Source organism: Achromobacter colocynthidis, from assembly GCF_057334535.1.
In genome coordinates this window covers 147,636-169,882 of sequence record NZ_JBHFIZ010000039.1, presented here as the reverse complement: position 1 = coordinate 169,882, position 22,247 = coordinate 147,636, and the positions used below count along the sequence as shown (strand labels likewise).

Annotated in this window: 18 protein-coding genes; 12 read left to right on the top strand and 6 right to left on the bottom strand. The window is 64.0% G+C overall.

The genetic code is table 11. From position 1 onward, the window contains the following. Positions 1 to 29 precede the first annotated feature (29 nt). The 9 genes from ACE04A_RS27285 to ACE04A_RS27245 all read left to right on the top strand — a co-directional run bounded on the left by ACE04A_RS27285 (position 30) and on the right by ACE04A_RS27245 (position 11,731). The gene (locus ACE04A_RS27285) at positions 30 to 410 is read left to right on the top strand and encodes a MerR family transcriptional regulator (protein ID WP_259251403.1); all 381 of its coding nucleotides are present in this window, start codon (positions 30 to 32) and stop codon (positions 408 to 410) included. Between the two features lie 226 nt (positions 411 to 636). Next, positions 637 to 1,728 (top strand): hypothetical protein, encoded by a 1,092-nt coding sequence (locus ACE04A_RS27280; protein ID WP_448715728.1) that lies wholly within the window; start codon positions 637 to 639, stop codon positions 1,726 to 1,728. A 195-nt stretch (positions 1,729 to 1,923) separates the two neighbouring features. Further along, positions 1,924 to 3,102: an isovaleryl-CoA dehydrogenase gene (locus ACE04A_RS27275; RefSeq protein WP_100853595.1), complete on the top strand. Its 1,179-nt coding sequence runs from the start codon at positions 1,924 to 1,926 to the stop codon at positions 3,100 to 3,102. A gap of 22 nt (positions 3,103 to 3,124) precedes the next feature. Further along, positions 3,125 to 5,062 (top strand): bifunctional isocitrate dehydrogenase kinase/phosphatase, encoded by a 1,938-nt coding sequence (gene aceK, locus ACE04A_RS27270; protein WP_447987699.1) that lies wholly within the window; start codon positions 3,125 to 3,127, stop codon positions 5,060 to 5,062. A 2-nt stretch (positions 5,063 to 5,064) separates the two neighbouring features. After that, entirely contained in the window at positions 5,065 to 6,246 is a 1,182-nt protein-coding gene (locus ACE04A_RS27265) for an acetyl-CoA C-acetyltransferase (protein ID WP_100853597.1), read from the top strand. A gap of 307 nt (positions 6,247 to 6,553) precedes the next feature. Further along, positions 6,554 to 8,161 (top strand): carboxyl transferase domain-containing protein, encoded by a 1,608-nt coding sequence (locus ACE04A_RS27260; RefSeq protein ID WP_100853598.1) that lies wholly within the window; start codon positions 6,554 to 6,556, stop codon positions 8,159 to 8,161. 57 nt (positions 8,162 to 8,218) lie between these two features. Beyond that, entirely contained in the window at positions 8,219 to 10,246 is a 2,028-nt protein-coding gene (locus tag ACE04A_RS27255) for an acetyl/propionyl/methylcrotonyl-CoA carboxylase subunit alpha (protein ID WP_485820713.1), read from the top strand. 153 nt (positions 10,247 to 10,399) lie between these two features. Beyond that, positions 10,400 to 10,774, top strand: a complete 375-nt coding sequence (locus ACE04A_RS27250) for a glutaredoxin family protein (RefSeq protein WP_050447462.1) — start codon at positions 10,400 to 10,402, stop codon at positions 10,772 to 10,774. A gap of 405 nt (positions 10,775 to 11,179) precedes the next feature. Further along, positions 11,180 to 11,731, top strand: a complete 552-nt coding sequence (locus ACE04A_RS27245) for a type 1 glutamine amidotransferase domain-containing protein (protein ID WP_438860097.1) — start codon at positions 11,180 to 11,182, stop codon at positions 11,729 to 11,731. A 44-nt stretch (positions 11,732 to 11,775) separates the two neighbouring features. On the opposite strand, the gene ACE04A_RS27240 is transcribed toward ACE04A_RS27245, so the two are convergent. The 4 genes from ACE04A_RS27240 to ACE04A_RS27225 form a co-directional block, all read right to left on the bottom strand. After that, entirely contained in the window at positions 11,776 to 12,390 is a 615-nt protein-coding gene (locus ACE04A_RS27240; protein ID WP_259251396.1) for an ABC transporter ATP-binding protein, read from the bottom strand. Between the two features lie 55 nt (positions 12,391 to 12,445). Further along, positions 12,446 to 12,868 carry a hypothetical protein gene (locus ACE04A_RS27235; RefSeq protein WP_448715726.1) on the bottom strand — a complete coding sequence of 141 codons (423 nt, stop codon included), beginning with the start codon at positions 12,866 to 12,868 and terminating at the stop codon, positions 12,446 to 12,448. Positions 12,869 to 12,988: 120 nt separating this feature from the next. After that, a complete protein-coding gene (locus ACE04A_RS27230) occupies positions 12,989 to 14,509 on the bottom strand; it encodes a tripartite tricarboxylate transporter permease (RefSeq protein WP_279993565.1) in 1,521 nt (506 codons plus the stop codon). 3 nt (positions 14,510 to 14,512) lie between these two features. After that, a complete protein-coding gene (locus ACE04A_RS27225; protein ID WP_242001359.1) occupies positions 14,513 to 14,998 on the bottom strand; it encodes a tripartite tricarboxylate transporter TctB family protein in 486 nt (161 codons plus the stop codon). A gap of 343 nt (positions 14,999 to 15,341) precedes the next feature. Between ACE04A_RS27225 and ACE04A_RS27220 the strand changes: the two genes are divergently transcribed. Next, positions 15,342 to 16,730, top strand: a complete 1,389-nt coding sequence (locus tag ACE04A_RS27220; protein ID WP_485820712.1) for an ATP-binding protein — start codon at positions 15,342 to 15,344, stop codon at positions 16,728 to 16,730. Then, positions 16,727 to 18,046, top strand: coding sequence for a sigma-54-dependent transcriptional regulator (locus ACE04A_RS27215; RefSeq protein WP_485820711.1), 1,320 nt, complete (start codon positions 16,727 to 16,729; stop codon positions 18,044 to 18,046). The genes ACE04A_RS27220 and ACE04A_RS27215 overlap by 4 nt, the downstream gene beginning before the upstream one ends. On the opposite strand, the gene ACE04A_RS27210 is transcribed toward ACE04A_RS27215, so the two are convergent. Next, positions 18,016 to 20,811, bottom strand: coding sequence for a CheR family methyltransferase (locus ACE04A_RS27210; protein ID WP_485820710.1), 2,796 nt, complete (start codon positions 20,809 to 20,811; stop codon positions 18,016 to 18,018). The genes ACE04A_RS27215 and ACE04A_RS27210 overlap by 31 nt on opposite strands. Positions 20,812 to 21,007: 196 nt before the next feature. Further along, positions 21,008 to 21,484 carry an Lrp/AsnC family transcriptional regulator gene (locus ACE04A_RS27205; RefSeq protein ID WP_259251389.1) on the bottom strand — a complete coding sequence of 159 codons (477 nt, stop codon included), beginning with the start codon at positions 21,482 to 21,484 and terminating at the stop codon, positions 21,008 to 21,010. Between the two features lie 118 nt (positions 21,485 to 21,602). Here ACE04A_RS27205 and ACE04A_RS27200 point away from each other — a divergent pair, with 118 nt between their 5' ends. Continuing rightward, the gene (locus ACE04A_RS27200; protein ID WP_448715722.1) at positions 21,603 to 22,223 is read left to right on the top strand and encodes a LysE family translocator; all 621 of its coding nucleotides are present in this window, start codon (positions 21,603 to 21,605) and stop codon (positions 22,221 to 22,223) included. The last annotated feature ends 24 nt before the right edge of the window (positions 22,224 to 22,247 follow it).

The window sequence follows — 22,247 nt, the reverse complement described above, 5'->3', positions numbered from 1 at the left end:
TTACGTTTACGTAAACTGCCACACGTCGCATGCCCTCGTCAACCTGGACCATCTCTGAACTCGCCCGCGAGTTCGACGTCACGCCCCGCACGATCCGCTTCTACGAAGACCAGGGAATCGTCAGCCCGGCGCGCGAGGGACGCAACCGCATCTTCGGCCCGCGCGACCGCACGCGCTTGAAACTGGCGCTGCGCGGCAAGCGCCTGGGACTGCAGCTGTCTGAAATCCTGACGCTGATCGACATGTACGACAGCCCGGGCGACACCGAGGTGCAACTGCGCCAGTACCTGAGCGTACTGGAACAACATCGCGCCACGCTGGAACAACAGCGCCGCGACATCGAAGACACCCTGCAAGAAATCGAGCAGCAGGAACGCGAGTGCCGCGCGCTGCTCGCGAAAAAGCCTTAAAGGGCAGGGCCGGCGGATCAGACGGTTCCGCCCAAAAATAAGATTTATCCAATATCTTTGCTCCCCACAGGAAGGCAAGATCGGCGATCGCCATACCCGGCGCGTCGCGCTTGCGATTGTCCGGAGCAAGTCCTGCCCGTTGCCTGCACCTGTCCTGTTTCCCAAGCGGTGTTCGGTGGCTGCGCGCACGACAGTCATGGCGGTGTCTTTGGCAACAGGATTCCTCATGCACAAGAGTCGTCGTCACCCCATCCTTGACCGCCAACCCCAGCTACGCGCCGCCGCGGACGCCGCCGGTTTCGACTGCCTGGACACCGATTGGCGCGGTTTATCGGCGATGTATCGCTTTCAATGCCGAGAAGGGCATTTGTTCCAACGCACGCTGCAAACCTTTGGCCGCGCGCTCGAGGTCAAATGCCCCCTGTGCGCCGCGGTGTCGAATTTCGGACGCTTGCGCGAGCTGTCGCGACCGAATGGCGTGACTTGCCTGGAACCGCACTGGCTGGGTTGGGATGCACCGCATCGCTTCCAGTGCGACGCCGGGCACGCCTGGAACCGCAAGGGCAACAAGGCACTGCAACGGATAGGCTGCGCCGTCTGCGGCCGCGACGCGGGCTACCGGCGCAGGCGCGACGATCTCTTGCTGCGCATCCACCAAACAGCGGCCTCGCGCGGCGGGCAATGCCTGGACACCTCTAGCCCCCGTGGCCAAAGAACATTCCTGTTTCGCTGCGGCGCGGGCCATGAATGGGAAGCGGCTGGTGTCGACGTGTTGCGGCGCACCTGGTGCCCGGAATGCGCGCGGCTGCGCAAAGTCGAAGGCTATCGGCATCCCGACGGCCTGGAGCGCTTGCAGCGCAAGGCCGCCGAACGCGGCGGCTCTTGTCTGGCGGACGCTTATGGCGGGCTTGGGGTGCGCTACCGCTTCCGCTGCGCCGACGGCCACGAATGGCTCACCACGGGCGGCAAGGTCATGCTGGGCAGTTGGTGCGGCGTGTGCGCCAACCTGAACAAGCGCCTGGGCATCGAAGCGGCGCATCAGGCGGCGCGAGAGCGGGGCGGTGAATGCCTGACGTCCGTCTACCAGAACACCACCAAGAAAATGCATTGGCTGTGCCATCGCGGGCACGATTGGCACGCGCCGTTCGCGTCGATCAGGGCGGGCCACTGGTGCGCGCAGTGCGCACACATGGCGCGGATCACCAACCCCAAGTCCCTGGCGGTCATGCGGTATCGGGTGATGGACTTGCCCGTGGACGACCGCGGCGTGCCGCACAAACCGCGCAGACGAGCTACCCAGCCAGCCGTCAAAACATAAGCAGATCTTCTTGCCGGGGAATTTTCATTCCCTAGGGATTACCCGACTCCACTTTACGTTTACGTAAACGTAATATTTGCGGTGCATCATTGCGTAGCGGTGCGTGATCGGCGCATGATGAGCCACACGACGGCGACGCGGCGTCGGCTACAGGCGCCCATAAGAATGTAAGTACCCACTATCACGGAGACATCGATGAACCTTCCCGGCCTGAACTTCGACCTGGGCGAAGACCTGGACATGCTGCGCGACGCCGTGCGCAATTTCGCACAAGCCGAGATCGCGCCGCGCGCGGCCGAGGTAGACCGCAGCGACCAGTTCCCCATGGATCTCTGGCGCAAATTCGGTGAACTCGGTGTGCTGGGCATGACGGCCGACGAGGAATACGGCGGCGCCAACATGGGCTATCTGGCCCATATGGTGGTGATGGAAGAAATCTCGCGCGCCAGCGCCTCGGTGGGCCTGTCGTATGGCGCGCATTCCAACCTGTGCGTGAACCAGATCAACCGCAACGGCACGGCGGCGCAAAAAGCCAAGTACCTGCCCAAGCTCATTTCCGGCGAACACGTGGGCGCGCTGGCCATGAGCGAACCCGGCGCCGGCTCGGACGTGGTCAGCATGAAGCTGCGCGCCGACAAGAAGGGCGACCGCTACGTGCTGAACGGCACCAAGATGTGGATCACCAACGGCCCGGACGCCGACACGCTGGTGGTCTACGCCAAGACCGACCCCGAAGCGCACCAACGCGGCATCACCGCGTTCCTGGTTGAGAAGGGCTACAAGGGTTTCTCGGTGGCGCAAAAGCTCGACAAGCTGGGCATGCGCGGCAGCCACACGGGCGAGCTCGTATTCCAGGACTGCGAAATTCCCGAAGAAAACGTCTTGGGCCAGGTCAACGGCGGCGTCAAGGTCCTGATGAGCGGCCTGGACTACGAACGCGCCGTGCTGTCCGGCGGACCGCTGGGCATCATGCAAGCCGTGATGGACGTGGTGGTGCCCTACATCCACGACCGCAAGCAGTTCGGCCAGGCCATCGGCGAATTCCAGCTGATCCAGGGCAAGGTGGCCGACCTTTACACCACCCTGCAAGCCAGCCGCGCCTTCTGCTACCAGGTGGGCAAGAACCTGGACAAGCTGGGCGCCGAACACGTGCGCCAGGTGCGCAAGGACTGCGCCGCGCTGATCCTGTACACGGCCGAGAAAGCCACCTGGATGGCGGGCGAGGGCGTGCAGATCCTGGGCGGCAACGGCTATATCAATGAATACCCGGTGGGCCGCCTGTGGCGCGACGCCAAGCTGTACGAGATCGGCGCCGGCACCAGCGAAATCCGCCGCATGCTGATCGGCCGCGAACTCTTCAACGAAACCGCCTGATCCTTCGGCCGAGCGCCACGCCATGATCCGCATGTCCGACGTCCAGCACATCGAGCAGGCCCCCGCCCCGGGGCCCTCTCCGCTGGACGTGGCGCGGCTGATCCTGGCCGGCTTCGACCGCCACTACGCCCTGTTTCGCTACAGCGCGCAGCGCGCCAAGGCGCTGTTTGAATCGGGCGACTGGCACGGCATCCAGCACCTGTCGCGGGAACGTATCGAGTACTACGACATGCGCGTGCGCGAATGCGCCACGCAGTTGGAAAGCGTGCTGCGCGGCCGCCCGGAAGGCGCGCTGGACGACATCCCGAGCCACACCGGCAACGGCAGCGGCAGCGGAAATGGCAACGGCAAGGGCACGGCCGTACCCACCCTGACCGACGCCCAGACCGCCTACTGGCAACAGATCAAACAGGAATTCGTGGGCCTGCTGGGCGCACACAAGCAGCCCGAATGCGCCGAGACCTTCTTCAATTCGGTCACGTGCCGCCTGCTGCACCGCGACTATTTCCACAACGATTTCCTCTTCGTGCGGCCCGCCGTTGCCACCGACTACCTGGACAGCAGCATGCCGTCGTACCGGGTGTACTACCCGGCGACAGACGGCCTTGAAAAGAGCCTGATCCGCATGGTGGCCGACTTCGGCCTGGCGCTGCCCTTTGAAGACCTGCCGCGCGATACCCGCATGCTGGCGCGCGCGGCGGTTGCGCAGTTGCGCACGCTGCTGCCGCGCCACGTGGGCCGGCGCATCGCCAGCGACTGCCAGGTCCACGCGCTGGGCTCGCTGTTCTTTCGCAACAAGGGCGCCTACATCGTCGGCCGGCTGATCAACCAGACCACCGTCTACCCCTTCGCCGTGGCGCTCACGCGCAACCCGGCCGGGCAAGTGACGCTGGACGCGCTGCTGCTGGGCGCTGACGACCTGAGCACGCTGTTCAGCTTCACGCGCGCGTATTTCCTGGTGGACATGGAAACGCCCGCCGCCGTCGTCAACTTCCTGGCGACGCTGCTGCCCCGCAAGCCCAAGGCCGAGCTCTACACCATGATCGGCCTGCAAAAGCAGGGCAAGACGCTGTTCTACCGCGACTTCCTGCATCACCTGGCCCATTCGCGCGACGCCTTCGACATCGCGCCCGGAATCAAGGGCATGGTGATGTGCGTGTTCACGCTGCCGTCCTACCCCTACGTGTTCAAGCTCATCAAGGACCGCATCGACAAAGACGGCATGGACCACGCCACCGTGCGCCGCAAGTATCAGATGGTGAAACTGCACGACCGCGTGGGCCGCATGGCGGACACCTGGGAATATTCACAAGTGGCGCTGCCGCGCAGCCGCTTCGCCCCCGCCTTGCTGGACGAACTACGCCGCCTGGTGCCCAGCCTGATCGAAGAAACCAGTGACACCGTCGTCATCCGCCACGTCTACATCGAACGGCGGATGACGCCGCTGAACATCTATCTGCGCCAGGCCTCCGACGCCTTGCTGGACCCCGCCGTGCGCGAATACGGTGACGCCATCCGCCAGCTTGCCGCCGCCAACATCTTCCCCGGCGACATGCTTTACAAGAACTTCGGCGTCACGCGCCTGGGCCGCGTCGTCTTTTATGACTACGACGAAATCCAGCGCATGACCGAAATGAATTTCCGGCGCATCCCGCCGGCCCCGAACGAAGAAGCGGAAATGGCCTCCGAACCCTGGTACGCCATCGGACCGAACGACGTATTTCCCGAAGAATTCGGCCGCTTTCTGCTAGGCGACCCGCGCGTGCGCGGCGCCTTCATGCGTCACCATGCCGACTTGCTGGAACCGGACTGGTGGCAGGCCTGCCGCGCCCACGTGGCGCAGGGCCGGATTGAAGAATTTTTCCCTTACGATACAGACAGACGCCTGCGTCCGGCACGCCTTCCTGGCGACCGCGCAGTGCCGACACCCAGACGCTGTCCCGACCCTCACAGGAGTTAGTCATGTCAGATCCCATCGTTATCGTTTCCATCGCCCGCACGCCCATGGGCGGCATGCTTGGCAGCCTGTCCGGCCTGGCCGCGCATGAGCTGGGCTCGGTGGCCATCAAGGCCGCCATCGAACGCGCCGGCATCAAGCCGGAACAAGTCGACGAAGTCATCATGGGCAACGTGCTGCAAGCCGGCCAGGGCCAAGCCCCGGCTCGCCAGGCCGCACTTGGCGCCGGCCTGCCTTTGGGCGTGGCTTGCACCACGATCCACAAGGTGTGCGGTTCGGGCCTGAAGGCCGCCATGTTCGGCCACGACCTGCTGGCGGCCGGTAGCGCCGAAGTCGTGGTGGCCGGCGGCCAGGAAAGCATGAGCAACGCGCCGTACCTGCTGTTGAAGGCGCGCCAGGGCTACCGCTTCGGCCACAACACCGTGTATGACCACATGGCGCTGGACGGTCTGGAAGACGCCTACGACAAGGGCAAGGCCATGGGCGTGTTCGCCGAAGACTGCGCCGCCAAATATGAATTCACGCGCGAACAGCAGGACGAGTTCTCGCTGGAATCGCTGCGCCGCGCCCGCGCCGCCACGGAAGACGGCAGCTTCAAGTGGGAAATCGCCCCCGTGACCGTGGCCGGCCGCAAGGGCGACACCGTGATCGACACCGACGAAGCCCCCACCAAGGCCATGCCGGAAAAGATTCCGACGCTCAAGCCCGCCTTCAAGAAGGACGGCACCATCACCGCCGCGAACTCGTCGTCGATCTCCGACGGCGCCGCCGCCATGGTGCTGATGCGCGCGTCCACCGCCGAGAAACTTGGCGTGAAGCCGCTGGCCCGCATCGTGGCCCACAGCCAGCACTCGCAAGAGCCGGGCTGGTTCACCACCGCCCCCGTCGGCGCGCTGAAGAACCTGTTCGCCAAGACCGGCTGGAAGGCCGAGGACGTGGACCTGTACGAAATCAACGAAGCCTTCGCGGTGGTCACCATGGCCGCCATGACCGACTTCAAGTTGCCGCATGACAAGGTCAACGTCCACGGCGGCGCCACCGCCCTGGGCCACCCCATCGGCGCATCGGGCGCCCGCCTGATGGCCACGCTGGTCGGCGCGCTGCGCAAGACCGGCGGCAAGCGCGGCGTGGCCACGCTGTGCATCGGCGGCGGCGAAGCCGTGGCAATGGCCATCGAGATGGTGTGAAAAATGGCGGAGCGCAAAGCTCCGCCGTAGGATGGGTGAAGCGCGAGAGACCGATGGCAAAAACCCAGAAGCCTCAACGCGCGCAACCCATCAAGCAACATCAAATTTCTCGGACGACCTACGCCAAAAAAAGATGGCCCCCACACCCCATCATCGCTACACCCCGGTTCTTTTGATCTTCTGCCACAACTTAACGTCTGTTTGATGGGTTGCGCGCGTTGAGACCTTGGCGTTCTTGCCTCTGGTCTCTCGCGCTTCACCCATCCTACGCCTTCAAATCCCCATTTCGCAGGACGGGTGGTACCCCATGCCCATCATCGAATCCCGCATCAATCCGCGGTCGCAAGATTTCACCGACAATGCGCGTGCCATGCAGGCGCAGCTGGATGATCTGAATCAGAAGCTGGCGCAGACCGCGCTGGGCGGCAGTGAAGCCGCGCGCGCCAAGCATGTGGCGCGCGGCAAGCTGCTGCCTCGCGATCGCGTTGAAAACCTGATCGACCCGGGCACCCCGTTCCTGGAACTGTCGCCCATGGCGGCACACGATATGTACGACGGCGACGCGCCCGGCGCGGGCGTCATCACTGGCATCGGCCGCGTGTCGGGCACCGAATGCGTCATCGTCTGCAACGACGCTACCGTCAAGGGCGGCACGTACTACCCGATGACGGTCAAGAAGCATTTGCGCGCGCAGGAAATCGCCGCGCAAAACCATCTGCCCTGCGTCTACCTGGTGGATTCGGGCGGCGCCAACCTGCCGCAGCAAGACGAAGTGTTCCCCGACCGCGAACACTTCGGCCGCATCTTCTACAACCAGGCGCAGATGTCCGCGCAAGGCATTTCGCAGATCGCCGTGGTGATGGGTTCGTGCACCGCGGGCGGCGCGTACGTGCCGGCCATGAGCGATGAATCCATCATCGTAAAGAACCAGGGCACGATCTTCCTGGGCGGCCCGCCGCTGGTGAAGGCCGCCACGGGTGAAGAAGTCAGCGCCGAAGACCTGGGCGGCGGCGACGTGCACACGCGCCTGTCGGGCGTGGTGGACCACCTGGCCGCCAACGACATGCATGCGCTGCAACTGGCGCGCAACGCCGTCGCGCGCCTGAATCGCAAGAAGCCCGCGCAACTGGCCACCATCGCCCCGCGCGAACCGCGCTACGACCCCAACGAACTGAACGGCATCATTCCCGCCGACACCCGCAAGCCTTATGACGTGCGCGAAGTCATCGCGCGCATCGTGGACGGCTCGGAGTTCGATGAATTCAAGGCCCGCTTCGGCCCCACGCTGATCACGGGCTTTGCGCACATTCAGGGCATGCCCGTGGGCATCGTCGCCAACAATGGCATCCTGTTTTCCGAATCGGCGCAAAAGGGCGCGCACTTTATCGAGCTGTGCGCGCAGCGCAAGATTCCGCTGGTATTCCTGCAGAACATCACCGGCTTCATGGTGGGCCGCAAGTACGAAAACGAAGGCATCGCGCGCCACGGCGCCAAGATGGTGACGGCCGTGGCCACCGCCGCCGTGCCCAAGTTCACCGTGCTGATCGGCGGCTCGTTCGGCGCCGGCAACTACGGCATGTGCGGCCGCGCGTATTCGCCGCGCATGCTGTTCATGTGGCCCAACGCCCGCATCTCGGTGATGGGTGGCGAACAGGCCGCAAGCGTGTTGGCCACCGTCAAGCGCGACGGCATCGAAGCGCGCGGCGGCCAATGGTCGGCGGACGAGGAAGCCGCCTTCAAGGCGCCCATCCGCGACCAATACGAGCACGAAGGCCACCCGTACTACGCCACCGCGCGGCTCTGGGACGACGGCATCATCGCGCCCGCCGACACGCGCCGCGTGCTGGGCCTGGCCTTGTCCGCCGCATTGAACGCCCCCATCGAAGACACCAAGTTCGGCGTCTTCCGCATGTAGCGCCATCGCGCTATTCGTGCCCGCAGTTCAAGAAGAATTACAGCCAGGATGACATTCATGTTCGACACTTTGCTGATTGCCAATCGCGGCGAAATCGCCTGCCGCGTCGCCGCCACCGCCCGCCGCATGGGCATCCGCACAGTTGCTGTGTACTCGGACGCGGACGCCAACGCGCGCCACGTGGCCGCCTGCGATCAAGCCGTGTACATCGGCGGATCGGAGCCGCGCGCCAGCTACCTGCGCGCCGACGCCATCCTGCAAGCCGCGCGGGATACCGGCGCGGGCGCCCTCCCCCCTGGCTACGGTTTCCTGTCGGAAAACGAAGCCTTTGCCGAAGCCGCTGAGAAAGCCGGCATTGCCTTCGTGGGCCCACCGGCGTCCGCCATTGCCGCCATGGGCAGCAAGTCGGCCGCCAAGTCGCTGATGGATAAAGCCGGCGTGCCGCTGGTGCCCGGCTACCACGGCGACAACCAGGACCCGCAATTCCTGAAGACCCAGGCCGACGGCATCGGCTACCCCGTGCTGATCAAGGCCAGCGCGGGCGGCGGCGGCAAGGGCATGCGCGTGGTGGAATCGTCGGGCGCGTTCCTGGACGCGCTGGCCTCGTGCCAACGCGAAGCCGCATCCAGCTTTGGCGATGACCGCGTGCTGATCGAACGCTATCTGCAAAAGCCTCGCCACATTGAAATCCAGGTATTCGCGGACACACATGGCAATTGCGTCTACCTGTTCGAACGCGATTGCTCGGTGCAGCGCCGCCACCAGAAGGTGATCGAAGAAGCTCCGGCCCCCGGCATGACCGAAGAGCGCCGCCGCGCCATGGGCGAAGCCGCCGTGGCGGCCGCGCGCGCCGTGGGCTACGTGGGCGCGGGCACGGTGGAGTTCATTGCCGAACCCGACGGCCGCTTCTACTTCATGGAAATGAATACGCGCCTGCAGGTCGAACACCCGGTCACGGAAATGATCACGGGCCACGACCTGGTGGAATGGCAGTTGCGCGTGGCCGCCGGCCAGCCGCTGCCCGCGCGCCAGGAAGACCTGCGCATCAACGGCCACGCCATCGAAGCCCGCATCTACGCCGAGAACCCCGAGAAAGGCTTCCTGCCGTCGATCGGCACCCTGGCGTACCTGGGCCTGCCCCCGCACAGCGCGTTCACCAATGCCGACATCCGCGTGGATGGCGGCGTGCGCACGGGCGACACGATTACGCCGTTCTATGACCCCATGATCGCCAAGCTGATCGTGCACGGCGCCGACCGCGATCAGGCGCGTGCCCGCATGCTTCAAGCGCTGGCGCAAACGCAGGCCGTGGGTGTGCAGACCAATGTGGCGTTCCTGTCGCGTTTGATGAAAGACACCGCCTTTGCCGCCGCCGACCTCGACACCGGCCTGATCGAACGCCAGCGCGCCACCTTGCTGCCCGAACCGCAAGCGGCCAGCGCCGCCACGCTGGCGCTGGCCTCGGCCGCCGTGCTGGTGCGACAGGGCCTGGCGCAGCCCGGCGCGCAATCCCCGGGCAAAGCCCCCGCCGACCCCTGGGATGCGCGCGACGGCTGGCGCCTGGGCGGCCAGTACCAGCGTCACCTGCAATGGGTGGACAACGGCGAAACGCGCCGCGTTACCGTGGCCCGCCAAGGCGGCGCGTGGACGCTGGACGCCGGCGCCGGTGCGCAACCGTTCCTGTGGCGCTCGCATGCCAGCGCCAACCCCAACCTGGCCTACGGCCTGCGCGTCACGCTGGCCGGCCATGAGCACGCCGGCACCGTCGTGCTGCATGCCGACCGCGCCCACGTCTTCGGCGACGACGGCGTGCACGTGCTGGAACTGTATGACCCCTTGGCGCATGCCCAGGACACCCAGGGCGAGCACGGCGGCGGCCTGACGGCCCCGATGCCGGGCAAGATCATCTCGATCTCGGTCAAGGCGGGCGACACGGTGGAAAAAGGCCAGCCGCTGTTGGTGATGGAAGCCATGAAGATGGAACACACGATTTCCGCGCCCGCCGACGGCAAGGTCGAAGAAGTGTTCTATGGCGTGGGCGACCAGGTGACCGAAGGCGCGGAACTGGTGTCGATCGGGGGCTAGCCCGCTGGGCATCACTGATCGGGGCATCGTCGATGTGGAGCATGGACCCTTGGGGCGCTGTGGATGCCGTCAGCGCGCTAAGGACCTTGCAGGGGCGCAACCCTGCAAAAGAGTAGACTGACCGCCTCTTTCCTTTGTTTGAGTTGAACATCCATGTTTGTCAAAGCCTTGCGTGTCGGCCTGGGTCAATTGATCGTTCTTGGCGACGCGCTGACCCGTCCGCGCCCGCAACAACGTTCAGCACAAGGCCAGGCTACGGTGAATGCGGAAGCCGCCGCGCTGTCGCTGTATCAATTCCATGCCTGCCCGTTCTGCGTGAAGACGCGGCGTGCAATGCATCGTTTGAACGTGCCGGTGACGTTGCACGACGCCAAGAACGACCCGCAGGCCCGTGAACAACTGCTGGCTGGCGGCGGCAAGGTCAAGGTGCCTTGCCTGCGTATTGAAGAGGCCGGCGGCACGCGCTGGATGTATGAATCCAGCGAGATCATTGCGTACCTGGACAAGCGCTTCGCGGGCGTGGCTTGAGGCGGGGGTGGTGATGGGTTGCGCGCGTTGGACATCACGTTCTAGCGACGAACTTGCCGCGCTTCACCCATCCTACGAATGAAGATGTTGCCCCGTCGCACGAATGACGGTGCTGCGCATTGACCCACGGCCTCGGCAGCGCCCATGTTGTTGCGGCTATGCCCGCAGGATGGGTGTAGCGCGCGCGGACCGACGCAAAAAGCGCTACCGCATGCCGCGCGAAACCCATCTGCCGACCTCCCCTCTGTCTCCTTCCCCTCTGTCCCCCTCCATCCGCCCCCCCCATCCGCCTCCCTCCCATCTGCCTCACCCCCTTCGGCATGCCACTTGCTGCACCTTGGCTTCGGCGAGCACGCCCCGGCCCGCCGCGCATCGCTTGCACGGGGCCAAGCACAGGGAGCAATCATGGCAACACTCCAAGATATGACCATCGCCATTCTGGCGGTCGACGGATTCGAACAGGTAGAACTGACCGGTCCACGTGATCGTCTTCACGCCGAAGGCGCACGCACGGTACTGGTGTCGGCGCGCAATGATCCGATCCTGGGCATGCATCACGACAAACCCGGCGACCGCTTTCCGGTGGATCTGATATTCGCGCAAGCCGAAGCCGAACCTTCGGTGTTCGACGGGCTGCTATTGCCCGGCGGCGTCGTCAACAGCGATGAAATCCGTATGCACCCCAAGGCGCAGGCGTTCGTGCGCGCCATGTTCGACGCCGGCAAGCCCGTGGCGGTCATCTGCCACGGCGCGTGGCTGCTGGTGTCCACCGGCGTGGTGCGTGACCGCACCATGACCAGTTGGCCGTCGCTGCAGGACGACCTGCGCAACGCCGGGGCCAACTGGGTGGATCAGGAAGTCGTGGTCGACGGCGCGCTGGTGTCCAGCCGTAAGCCCGACGACATCCCGGCGTTCAGCACGGCATTCATCGAGGTCTTGCAGGCGTCCAAGCGCTGACGCGCGAGCTTAACCAAGGCTCGGCTAGTTCAACCAAGGCGCGGCTAGCGCAGGTCGCCCACGTTAAGCGTGCGCGCGTTGCAGGCCTGCACCAGCTCGGGGTCGTGACTGGCGAACAGCACGACGCGGTCTCTCGCCCAGGTCGTGAAAACCTCGGCCAACACCCCGCGCGCCTGGGCGTCCAGGCCACTGCTGGGACCATCCGCAATGACGACGGCCGGCGCGCCCAGCGCGGCGGCGGTCAGGTAGACCTTGCGCCGCGTGCCCGTGGACATTTGCTCAAAGCGCTTGTCCAGATGCGGCTCCAGCCCCAGGCGGAAAGCCAGATCCAGGACGTTATCGTCCAGACTCACGTTTTTCTCGGCCGCGGCGTTCAGCAGGAATTCGCGCCCGGTCTGCGTGGGGAACGCCAGGCAGTTATCCGGCACGTAAGCCAGGCGGGCGCGGGCTTGTTGCGGCGCGTTGGCCAGCGAATGCCCGTCGATCCATACCTCACCGCCATCCGGCGCGATCACGCCCGCGATGATGCCCAGCAAACTGGATTTGCCGGTGCTGTCTTCTTCGCACAGCGCCATGCATCCAGGCGGGAACGTGTGAGTCAGCCCCTGGAATACAAGGTGGTCGCCATAGCGCTTGCTGAGATTGTCGATGCGTAGCATGGCGGAAAGTTTAATCGATGCGCCGGCTCGCGTGACGTCGCCCGTGGCCGCCAGTTCAAACGCGCGCCACTTCCACCCATAGCCGCGTCATGACAACGTGCTTGACCAGATCAAACAGATGCGCGGGTGCGCTCGCGGGTACCAGGACACGCCGGATCAGGGCCTGCAAGTCGACGCGCAGGCACGCTTGCGACACCCCCTGCCGCGTTGACAGGGTGCGCAGGCGGACGCGACTTTGCGTCGGCATATCGATCTTCAGTTCGGCATGTTCGGGCGCGAGGACGGCGTCATGGAGTGCATCCAGCGTGGTGCAGACGTAGACCGCGCCAGGGTCGCTGGATTCGCCTTCAATGCGGCGCAGCCATTCCTGCGTGCCGCCCCAAGTCGATCCCGACCCTTGTGTTGGCGCATCCAAGCGCAGGTGGCTGAATTCAAGCAATTCGATGAGTTCAACAAAGGCCAGCTCACGTATCACCATCAGCGGCACCCTTGGCTCATCGCCGCGTGGACCGCGCGCCCATTGCTTCACGACACCCTCCTGTTAATCGAAAGGGGGCTCACGAATGGCCCCCCGTTCAGTCCTGCCTGTGTTGCGCGATCAGGCTTGAGCCTGCGCCTCCTGCAGCGCGCGCACCTTCTTCCTGTTGCGCACCGTCGAAAACACCAGCCAGATGACCAGCGCAGCAATCGCGTAGATGAAGCCCGCGCTGATCGGGCGGTCAACGAACACGCTCATGCTGCCCCGCGACAGCAACAGCGCGCGGCGGAAGTTCTCTTCAACCATGGGGCCCAGCACGAAACCCAACAGCAGCGGAGCGGGAGAAAAGCGCAGCTTCAGGAACAGGTAGCCCACCAGGCCAAGCGCCAGCACCATGCCCACGTCGAACAGGTTGTTGTTGGTGCTGTACACGCCGACGCAAACAAAGAACAGCGCGGACGGGAACAGATACTTGTAGGGCACTTTCAAGAGCCTTGCCCACATGCCGATCAAGGGCAGGTTCATCACCACCAGCATGATGTTGCCGATCCAGAAGCTGGCGATCAGCCCCCAGAACAAATCCGCATGCTCGGTCACCATCTGCGGGCCGGGCTGGATGCCGTGAATGATCAGCGCGCCCAGCATCAAGGCCATGACGGAGTCGCCGGGAATGCCCAGGCTCATCGTGGGAATGAAGCTCGTCTGCGCGGCGGAATTGTTCGCCGCTTCGGGGCCCGCCACGCCTTCGATGGCGCCATTGCCAAAGCGCTTGGGCGTCTTCGACACGCGCTTCTCAACCGCATACGACATGAACGAAGCGATGGTCGCGCCCGTTCCCGGCAGGATGCCCAACACCGCGCCAATGGCGCTGCCACGCGCAATCGGCATGGCCGATTTCTTGATGTCGCCCGGTTCCGGCCGTACCGACATCTTGGGGCCGGCGCCCACGGTCGTGGCCTTGCCGATGCGATTGACGTTGGCAAAGAAATCCGCCAAGCCGAACAGGCCCATCGCCAGCGCAACCAACTGCACGCCATCGCTGAGCTCGATCACGCCGAAGGCATAGCGAATGGTGCCGGTGTTGACGTCGGTGCCCACCACGCCCAGCAGCAGCCCCAGAAACACCATCGCGATGCCCTTGATGGCCGAACCCTTGGCCAAGGTTGCCCCGGCGAACAGGCCCAGCATCATCATGGAAAAGTACTCGGCCGGGCCGAACTGAAACGCCACTTCGACCAGCAAGGGCGAGAACAGGATCATGATGACGATGCCCACGCTGGCGCCCACGAAAGACGACATCACCAGCATGAACAAGGCCGAACCGGACTTGCCTTGCCGCGCCAGCGGATTGCCGTCCAGGCAGGTCACCGCATGGGAAGGCGTGCCCGGCAGGTTGAGCAGAATGCAGGTGATGCCGCCGCCGTACTGGGCGCCGTAGTAAATGCCGGCCAGCATCATCAGGGCGGCCACCGGCGTCATGGCGTAGGTAAGCGGAAGCAGGATGGAAATGGCGGCCAGCACGCCCATGCCCGGCAGCACGCCGATCATGTTGCCCATGAAGACGCCGAACAGCGACCACAGCAGGTTCTCCCACTGCAGCGCCACGGAAAAGCCGTGCAATACGTTGTCGAACAGATCCATGGCTTACCCCCAGCGCAACATCGGGAACTGCAATTGCAGCGCCCACGAGAACACAACCGCGCCGAACACCGTCATCGCAATGGCGAGAATGGCGGCGGATTTAATGGAATTCGACGTATCGCCCAGCGCCGACACAAACACCAGCGCAAAGGTCGCGGGCAGGAAGCCCACGAAGCTGCCCAGGATGATGAAGAGCGCGATGCCCGCCGCAATGCAGGCCATGCCACGGATGCGATCGCGGCGCGACGGCTGCGGCAGATGCTCTTCGACGAGTTCCTCCTGCACCTCGTCCGGGTCCGGGCTAAGCGGAATCAGAATGCCCAGCGCCACAAGGAAACAACCCACCATCAGGGGGAAGTAGCCTGGCCCCATCCGGGCCAGTTCTCCAATGTTGTATGACGTCGCTTCAAGTATGGTGAGCGCGCCGCAGAGTGCTATGAACGCACCTCCCCACAGATCGCGCTTTCTAGAGAATATGGTGCTGCCCACGGCTTGCTCCCCGGTTTGTTGTTGACTTGCTCCGGGCATGCAACCGTTGCATGCCGGAGGAGCGGGCACTTTAAGGAGAGGGGCTTGCAAACTGCTTTCACGCTTTGCCGGCGACTATGCGGGATAACCATGGCGTGGGCATGAGGGCGGCAGTCCGAGTGAACAAGTGTGAACAGCGGTTCAATGTCGATGTTCACAAAAGTGAACATTGATGCGTGCTATCGCGCTGAAATCCCGCTTGGCACGGATTTTTCCCAAGCGTCTCGCACTTGCCAAATATTGCAAATCCGAAGCAGGTAGAACGCGAGGCATAATTTCGTTTTCGAGGTCCAGAAGCGCCGCCATGCTCCGCCTGTCTCTTACCGCGCGAATTCCGCTTGCGGTCGCTTTGCTATTTCTTGTGATCTCCACCGCGCTCATTTCCCTGGCGCTGCATGGCGTATCACGGCAGTTCGACCGGCAGATCACCAACCTGGGCCAGGTGTATCTGGACGGGCTTTCCGCTGCGATTCTTCCGGCCGTTCGCGCCCACGACGCCGAGCAAATGGTGGAGGTGCTGAATCGGGCGCTGGACACCCATCTGGGCGTGGTTGATCGCACGCTTGCCGTGGTGGGCGCCGATCAGCGTCTGCTGGCGCACGTTGCGCGCTATCCCGAGGTAGAGCCGGTTCCGCTCGCGCGGCTTTCGGACACGTCCGGCACGCGGATCAGCGCACGCTCGGAAGGCGTGTGGACGTGGCGTCTGTTGGACACCAACCAGCCCCAGCTTGGCACCTTGGTGGCCAACCTGGACGTCAGCGCCTTCCATCGGCAACGCCAGGAACTGGCCCTTGAGCTTGGCCTGGTCGGCCTGGCGATCAGCCTGCTTGGCGCCGTGCTGTGCTTCGGGATGGCTCGGCGCCTACAACGCCCGATCATCTCGCTGACCGAAGCACTGCGCGCGGGGCCGGAAGAACGGCTGCGCCCCATGCGCGTTGACACCACAGACCCGGAACTCCGGGAACTGCTCTCGGCCTACAACTGGATGGCGGAAGGCGCCCTGCAACGCGAGGCGCTTGCCGAACGCAACGCGCGCATCGAACGCGAAGCGGTGCTGGGCCGCATGTCGGCGGCGCTCGCGCACGAGGTACGCAATCCATTGGGCGGCCTACGCACCGCCGTGCAAACCTTGCGGCAGTTCGGTGAACGCCGCGAGGTCAGAGCCGAATCGCTGGATTTCATCGAACGCGGTGTGCAGGCGTTGCAGGCCGTTGTCGATGCAAGCCTACGCACGTTTCGCCCCGGCAACGCGTGGTTGCGCCAGGAAGATATCGCCGACATCCGCCTGATGGTGGATGCTCAAGCCGGCAAGGCAGGCGTACGCGTGCAACTCGATAGCGAGGGCATGCTCCACGACCAGGCCTTGGCCCTGCCCGCTGGCGCTGTCCGCCAGGTTTTGCTGAATCTGGTCTTGAACGCGATCCAGGCATCGCCGCCCGGTGCATGGGTGCGGATCTTTGCGCGCGCCAAGCACGACGCATTGACGCTACACGTGGCGGACAGCGGCTCTGGTTTGCCGATCGCGGCGCGACGCGCGCTGGCGGGCCATCCGTCCGACGGCGACGGCATGGGCTTGCGCATCGTTGCGGACCTGATCACCACCCTGAACGGCCGTCTGCGCGTGACGCGCTTTGGAAGCGGCACGCGCATCTCGGTGCGCCTACCCTTCGCCACAGAGGAACCCACACCGTGAACGATATCCAGGTGCTGCTCATCGAAGATGATGCCTTGCTGGGCGCGGCGCTCTTGCAGCGCTTGCGGCTGGAGGGCATCTCGGCGCAATGGGTGCAAAGCTGCGCGCAGGCCGTCGAGCTGTTTCGCCGAACGCGCATGCGGCCCGCGTTCCTGCTTGCCGATATCCGGCTTCCAGACGGGTCGGGCGAAGACCTGTATCGCCGCCTGATTCCGCATCTGGCGCGCACCACCGTGGTCTTTGCCACCGCCTATGGGGAAATTGCCCAGGCGGTGCGCCTGGTATCAGCGGGCGCGAACGACTACCTGACCAAGCCCTATGACACCGACGCGCTGGTTGCACGCATCCGCTCCGTCATCGCCGCTCAGCCCGCAGGCAGCAACGCTGCCGTCCAGGACAATCCGTTCTTGCTTGACGCCGCCACGCACGCTGTCGCGCAAGAGCTGGAACGGTTTGCGGTCAGCGCGTTGCCAGTGCTCTTTGAAGGAGAAACTGGAACGGGCAAAGACCGTGCGGCACGATACGTCCACGCGCGCTCGGCGTTTGCGTCCGGCCCCTTCGTCGCGGTCAATTGCGCCACGCTGGCCACCGACCTGGTCGAGAGCCTGTTGTTTGGCCATGCCAAGGGCGCCTTCAGCGGCGCCGGCGCGGCGCGGGAGGGCCTGTTTGCCCAAGCGGCGGGTGGCACCCTGTATCTGGATGAAGTGGCCGAGCTGACACCCAGAGCGCAAGCCGCCCTGTTGCGTGTGCTGGAAAATGGAGAGTATCGACCCTTGGGCGAGTCTTCCAGCCGCCAGACGAACTGCCGGATCCTTGCCAGCACCTGCGCGAACCTGGAAGCGGCGATGGCGCAGGGAACGTTTCGCGCCGACCTCTTCTATCGGCTTGCCGTGGCAAGGGTTGCGACCTTGCCGCTCAGAAACCGGCCGGCGGCGATCGACGTGCTGGCCAGCGCCTTGTTGGAAGAACAACACACGGCGGGTGTCACGTTTTCGGCGAACGCCATGCAGGCGATGCATGACCATGCCTGGCCCGGCAATATCCGGGAGATGAAGAACCGGATCGCGCGCGCCCTCGTCATGATGGAGGGCGCCACGCTACATGCCAGCGACCTGTTCCCTGAAAGGCGGCTTACGGAACAACCGGACCTGGCCGCCACGCGCCTGGACGCCGAACAGCGCGCCATCCAGCAAGCCATTTCCGAATCCGGCGGTCATATGGGGTTGGCGGCCAAGCGGCTAGGAATTTCTCGAACGACACTATGGAAAAAGCTGCGCGCCGGCCGTCAGGAAAGCACCGATTCCGAGCCATCCTGACTAGCGCTTGAGCCGTCCAAAGGGATTTCAAGCAGCAGGTAATCAGTGGCGTCGCGGCGTTCGATGCGCCATTCGACGTCGAGCATGCCTCGCACCCGCTCAAGTGCCGATAGGCGATTGTTGAAACGCTTGAAGGCGTCGCCATCATCCAGCGGGGACTGCGCCACGGTTTGCGCAATCGCGAACAAGCTGCGCGTGTGGCGTTGCAGATCCGCGATCAGCACGCGGTGGCGCCGCTCGACCTTGATGATGTCGGTGATGTCGATGAACGTGACGACGACACCGTCCACGTGATTATCGGCGCCACTGTGCGGCACCATCCGCAGCAGGTAGTGCTTTCCGTCCAGGGGGCTGGCGATGCGGCGTTCAACGGGCCGAAAGTCGGTATAGACGTGCTCGATATCGTTCGCAAACGCGGGCAGGTCGAAGCGGCTGGCCAAATCGGTAATGGGCCGGCCGCAGTCGCTGGGCAGGATGTTGAACACATCGCTTATTGCCGGCGTGAAGCTGCGGATGATCAAGTTGCGGTCGAGGAACAAGGTTGCGATGGCCGCCTTATCGAACAGCACGTTCAGATCGTTGTTGCAGCGGTCCAGCTCGTCGACCTTGCCGTGAAGTTCGTCGTTGACGGTGTGCAGCTCTTCGTTAAGCGAAACCAGTTCTTCCTTGGAGGCTTCCAGCTCTTCGTTGGCGGATTGCAGTTCTTCGTTGACGGACAGCAGCTCTTCGTTGGACGCGCTCAATTCCTCCAGCGCGGCCTCGTATTCCTCAGCCATGGACTGCAAGCGTTCACGCGCTTGCAGCAGTTCGATTTCCACATGGCGGGCTGCGCCGTCTTGCGGTGCATTTGCTGGGGAAGGGGCGCCGCCCGCGCTATCCACGCCGCGCTGAAAAAACAGGACCAGATATCGCGTTTCCGTGTCTCGCTGCCAGCATAAGGGCTCGACCTCTAGCGAGACCCGCTGCAAGCGTCCTTCGTCGTCTTCAAAGGCCACGCCCTCCCGTCGCGCGCGCTTGCAGGTCTCGGCCGCCTCGTGCAGCAAGGCACGCAGATCCGGCCGCAGGCCCTTGCGAGCCAAGGCCAGCACCTGATGGCTGGGTACGCCCATCTCGGCCTGCAAGAACTTGCCCGTGCCGTTCGAGTAATACAGCACGTCGCCGTTAGCATTGATCACGACATGCGCGGGGGCATGCCGAGTCAGCACCTGGCGTTCGATCGCCGCGTGCAGCGTCGCGCCGACCGCATCGCCGGGGCGGTGCATGGAACTGGGCAGGCTGGCCGCCTGCAAGGGCCACGACGAGAACGCCAGGCGCGGCGCAACCGGTTGCCCGTTGCGCCGTTGAAAGATCCGGTGCTTGCGTTCAATGGCCTTGAACAAGCTGCCGACCTCGCCCGCGTCTTCTGCCGCGCCAAGCAACAGAAAGCCATTGGGCTGCAACGAATAATGGAACGTCGGGATGATCTGCTGTTGGGCCTGGCGATCAGAACAGATAAGCAGGTTGCGGCACGAGATCAGATCGATTCGGGCGAAGGGCGGGTCACGCAGCACGCTATGGGGCGCGAAGACGCACATGTCGCGCAGGTGTTTGTTCACGACATAGCCGTCGCCGTCCGCAAGAAAGTGACGGTCACGCCGTTCTCGCGACATTCCTTCCAGCGACTGGCCAGGGTATCTTGCCGCGCGCGCGGCAAGCAGCGCCCAGTCGTCCACATCGGTGGCGAACAAACGCACACGAGGCGGCGCCGCCATGGTGTCCATGTGTTCGCGCAATAGCATGGCCAGCGAATAGGCCTCTTCGCCCGTGGCGCAGCCGGGCACCCATACGCGCACGGTATCCGTCGCCCCCCGGCTTTGCAGCAGTTCCGGAATGACCAGCCGGTTCAGCACGTCGAACGCCTCGGCGTCCTTGAAGAAGTTCGTGATGCCGACCGATAGATCTCGGAACAGCGCAATGGCCTCTTGGGGTTCTTGGCTCAGATGGTCGATGTAGGCATCAACGGCGCCAAGCTGTTTGACCTGCATGCGGCGCCGCACACGGCGCATGAAATCCTGATCGCTGTAGCCACTGGAATCGTGGCCGATGCTGGCGCGCAGCAACTCCCGGATTTTCATGCCCGAAGCGCCCAAGCCGTCCGGTTCACCCCCTTCTTGCGTGTCGGGACTCGCCTCGCCCCGCAGCGATACGCCCACGCCAAGCTCGGCCAGCTTGCGCGCCATTTCGCTCGCGGGCAGCGCAAAATCGACCCACCCACTGGCGATGGCGCTGGCCGGCATTTCAGGATTGACCGGGCCGTCTTCGTCCGTGGCCTGCGCCATGGTTAACCCGCCATACTCTTTGATGGCCTTGATGCCAAGCGTGCCGTCTGAATTCCCGCCGGACAACACCACGCCCGCCGCATAATCCAGGCAATCCTGCGCCAAGGCGGAAAAGAATAAATCAACAGGGCGGCGAACCGACAGATTCGCCGGACGCTTAATCACGCGCAAGCGCCGCTGGCCAATAGACATAAGGGCGTCGCGCGGCAGCAGATATACACAATTTGGTTCAAGCTGCTGATTATCAACGCCGATCATCACCGCCAGCGAGGTGTGGCGCGCGATGGCGTCAAGCAGGTGTTGTTCGTGGCCAGAACTTAAATGGGAAACCACCACGAAGGCCATGCCGGGATTCAGGGGCACGCCACGGAAAAACGCTTCCAATGCCTGGATTCCGCCGCCGGACGCGCCGAGACCCACGATGGGAAATTCCGTTCGCAGCATCATGTCCCTCTGGCCAAGCCGGCCTGGCAAACAGCATATTGGGTGTCACATGCAAGGCAAGGGATACGCATTAACCCCTGGCGTCAACATTACCATGGGCAATTACGCTTTGATACGGGTTAAGCCATATGGCTCGGGTGAATCCCGATGCCATTTTCAGGCAAGCAAAAAAACCCGAAATAAATAATCCCTGATAACCCTACTGGCGTTTTGCAGTGCCGGGCGGCACCAGGCCGCGCCGCTCGATGGGGGTAGAGAAAATAATGGAAGTCCGTGTTTCTCCGTATCCGTTGATGGTCCCGATAAAACGCTCAAGATCCATCAAGCCCGTTGCCACCACGGTCATCAGGTAGGAATCGGCCCCGGCCACATGGTGGCACTCAAGCACTTCGGGTGCGTGGCGCAGCCGGTCAAGCAGGGCTTTCTTGCCGGGCTGTGTCGCGGTGATCCCCACAATCGCCTTTACGGGGTAGCCCACTTGCGCCGCATCCACCTCAAGGGTGAATCGCTGCGCAATGCCGGCATCCTGCAACCGCTTGAGCCGTTCCGCCGTTGCCGCAACCGACAAGCCGGCGGCCTCGGCAAGGGTCTTCAGTGGCGCGCGCGCGTCAACCTGCAGGGCGCGCAGCAAGCGCCACGCCACGTCATCCAGTTCATTTTTATCCGTTCTTGCCATGGCGCGCTTCTACCAGAAAACCGACGGCTAAATTTAGCATTCACCGGAATAATGCGCTGTATTTGGCAATGGGACCGACGGGATAATCGATTCTTCTTATTGCGAATCCCGATGCGGCATGCTCGACATCCAGCACTACGGCAGTTTTATCCTCGCCATCCTGGTATTCCAGGCCATTCCTGGCGCGGGCACCATCGCCATCCTGGACGCCACGGCGCGCCATGGCAAAAGCGCCGGCATGGCCGCGGTGATGGGCACCATCGCGGGCGACTTCCTGTTCATGGTCGCGGCGGCGGCGGGCCTGGCCGCGATCATGCGGACGCATCCGCTAGTCTTTCAAGGCCTGCAATGGGCGGGAGTCGCGTATCTGCTATGGCTGGGCGCGCAACTTATCCGCACACGTCCCAGTGCGCAGGATCAGGAACGCGAACGCGACCGATCACCCTGGGTGTACTTTCGCCGGGCGTTCATGGTGAGCCTGACCAACCCCAAGGTGATCCTGTTCTTCGTCGCGTTCTTTCCCCTGTTTCTTAAACCGGCGGCATCCCCGGTAACGCTGGCGGTGATGATGCTGCATGTGACCGTGCTAAGCCTGCTCTATCAAAGCGCATTGGTGCTGATCGGAAACGCCCTGGCCTTGCGCCTTGCGACGTTTCCAAGCGCCAGGCTGCTGGCCACCCGGTGCGCCGGCCTAGCGCTGGTCGGCTTGAGTATCCAACTGGCTGCTGGCGTCGCTTAGGCGCCACGGCAGGTGAACAGGGGC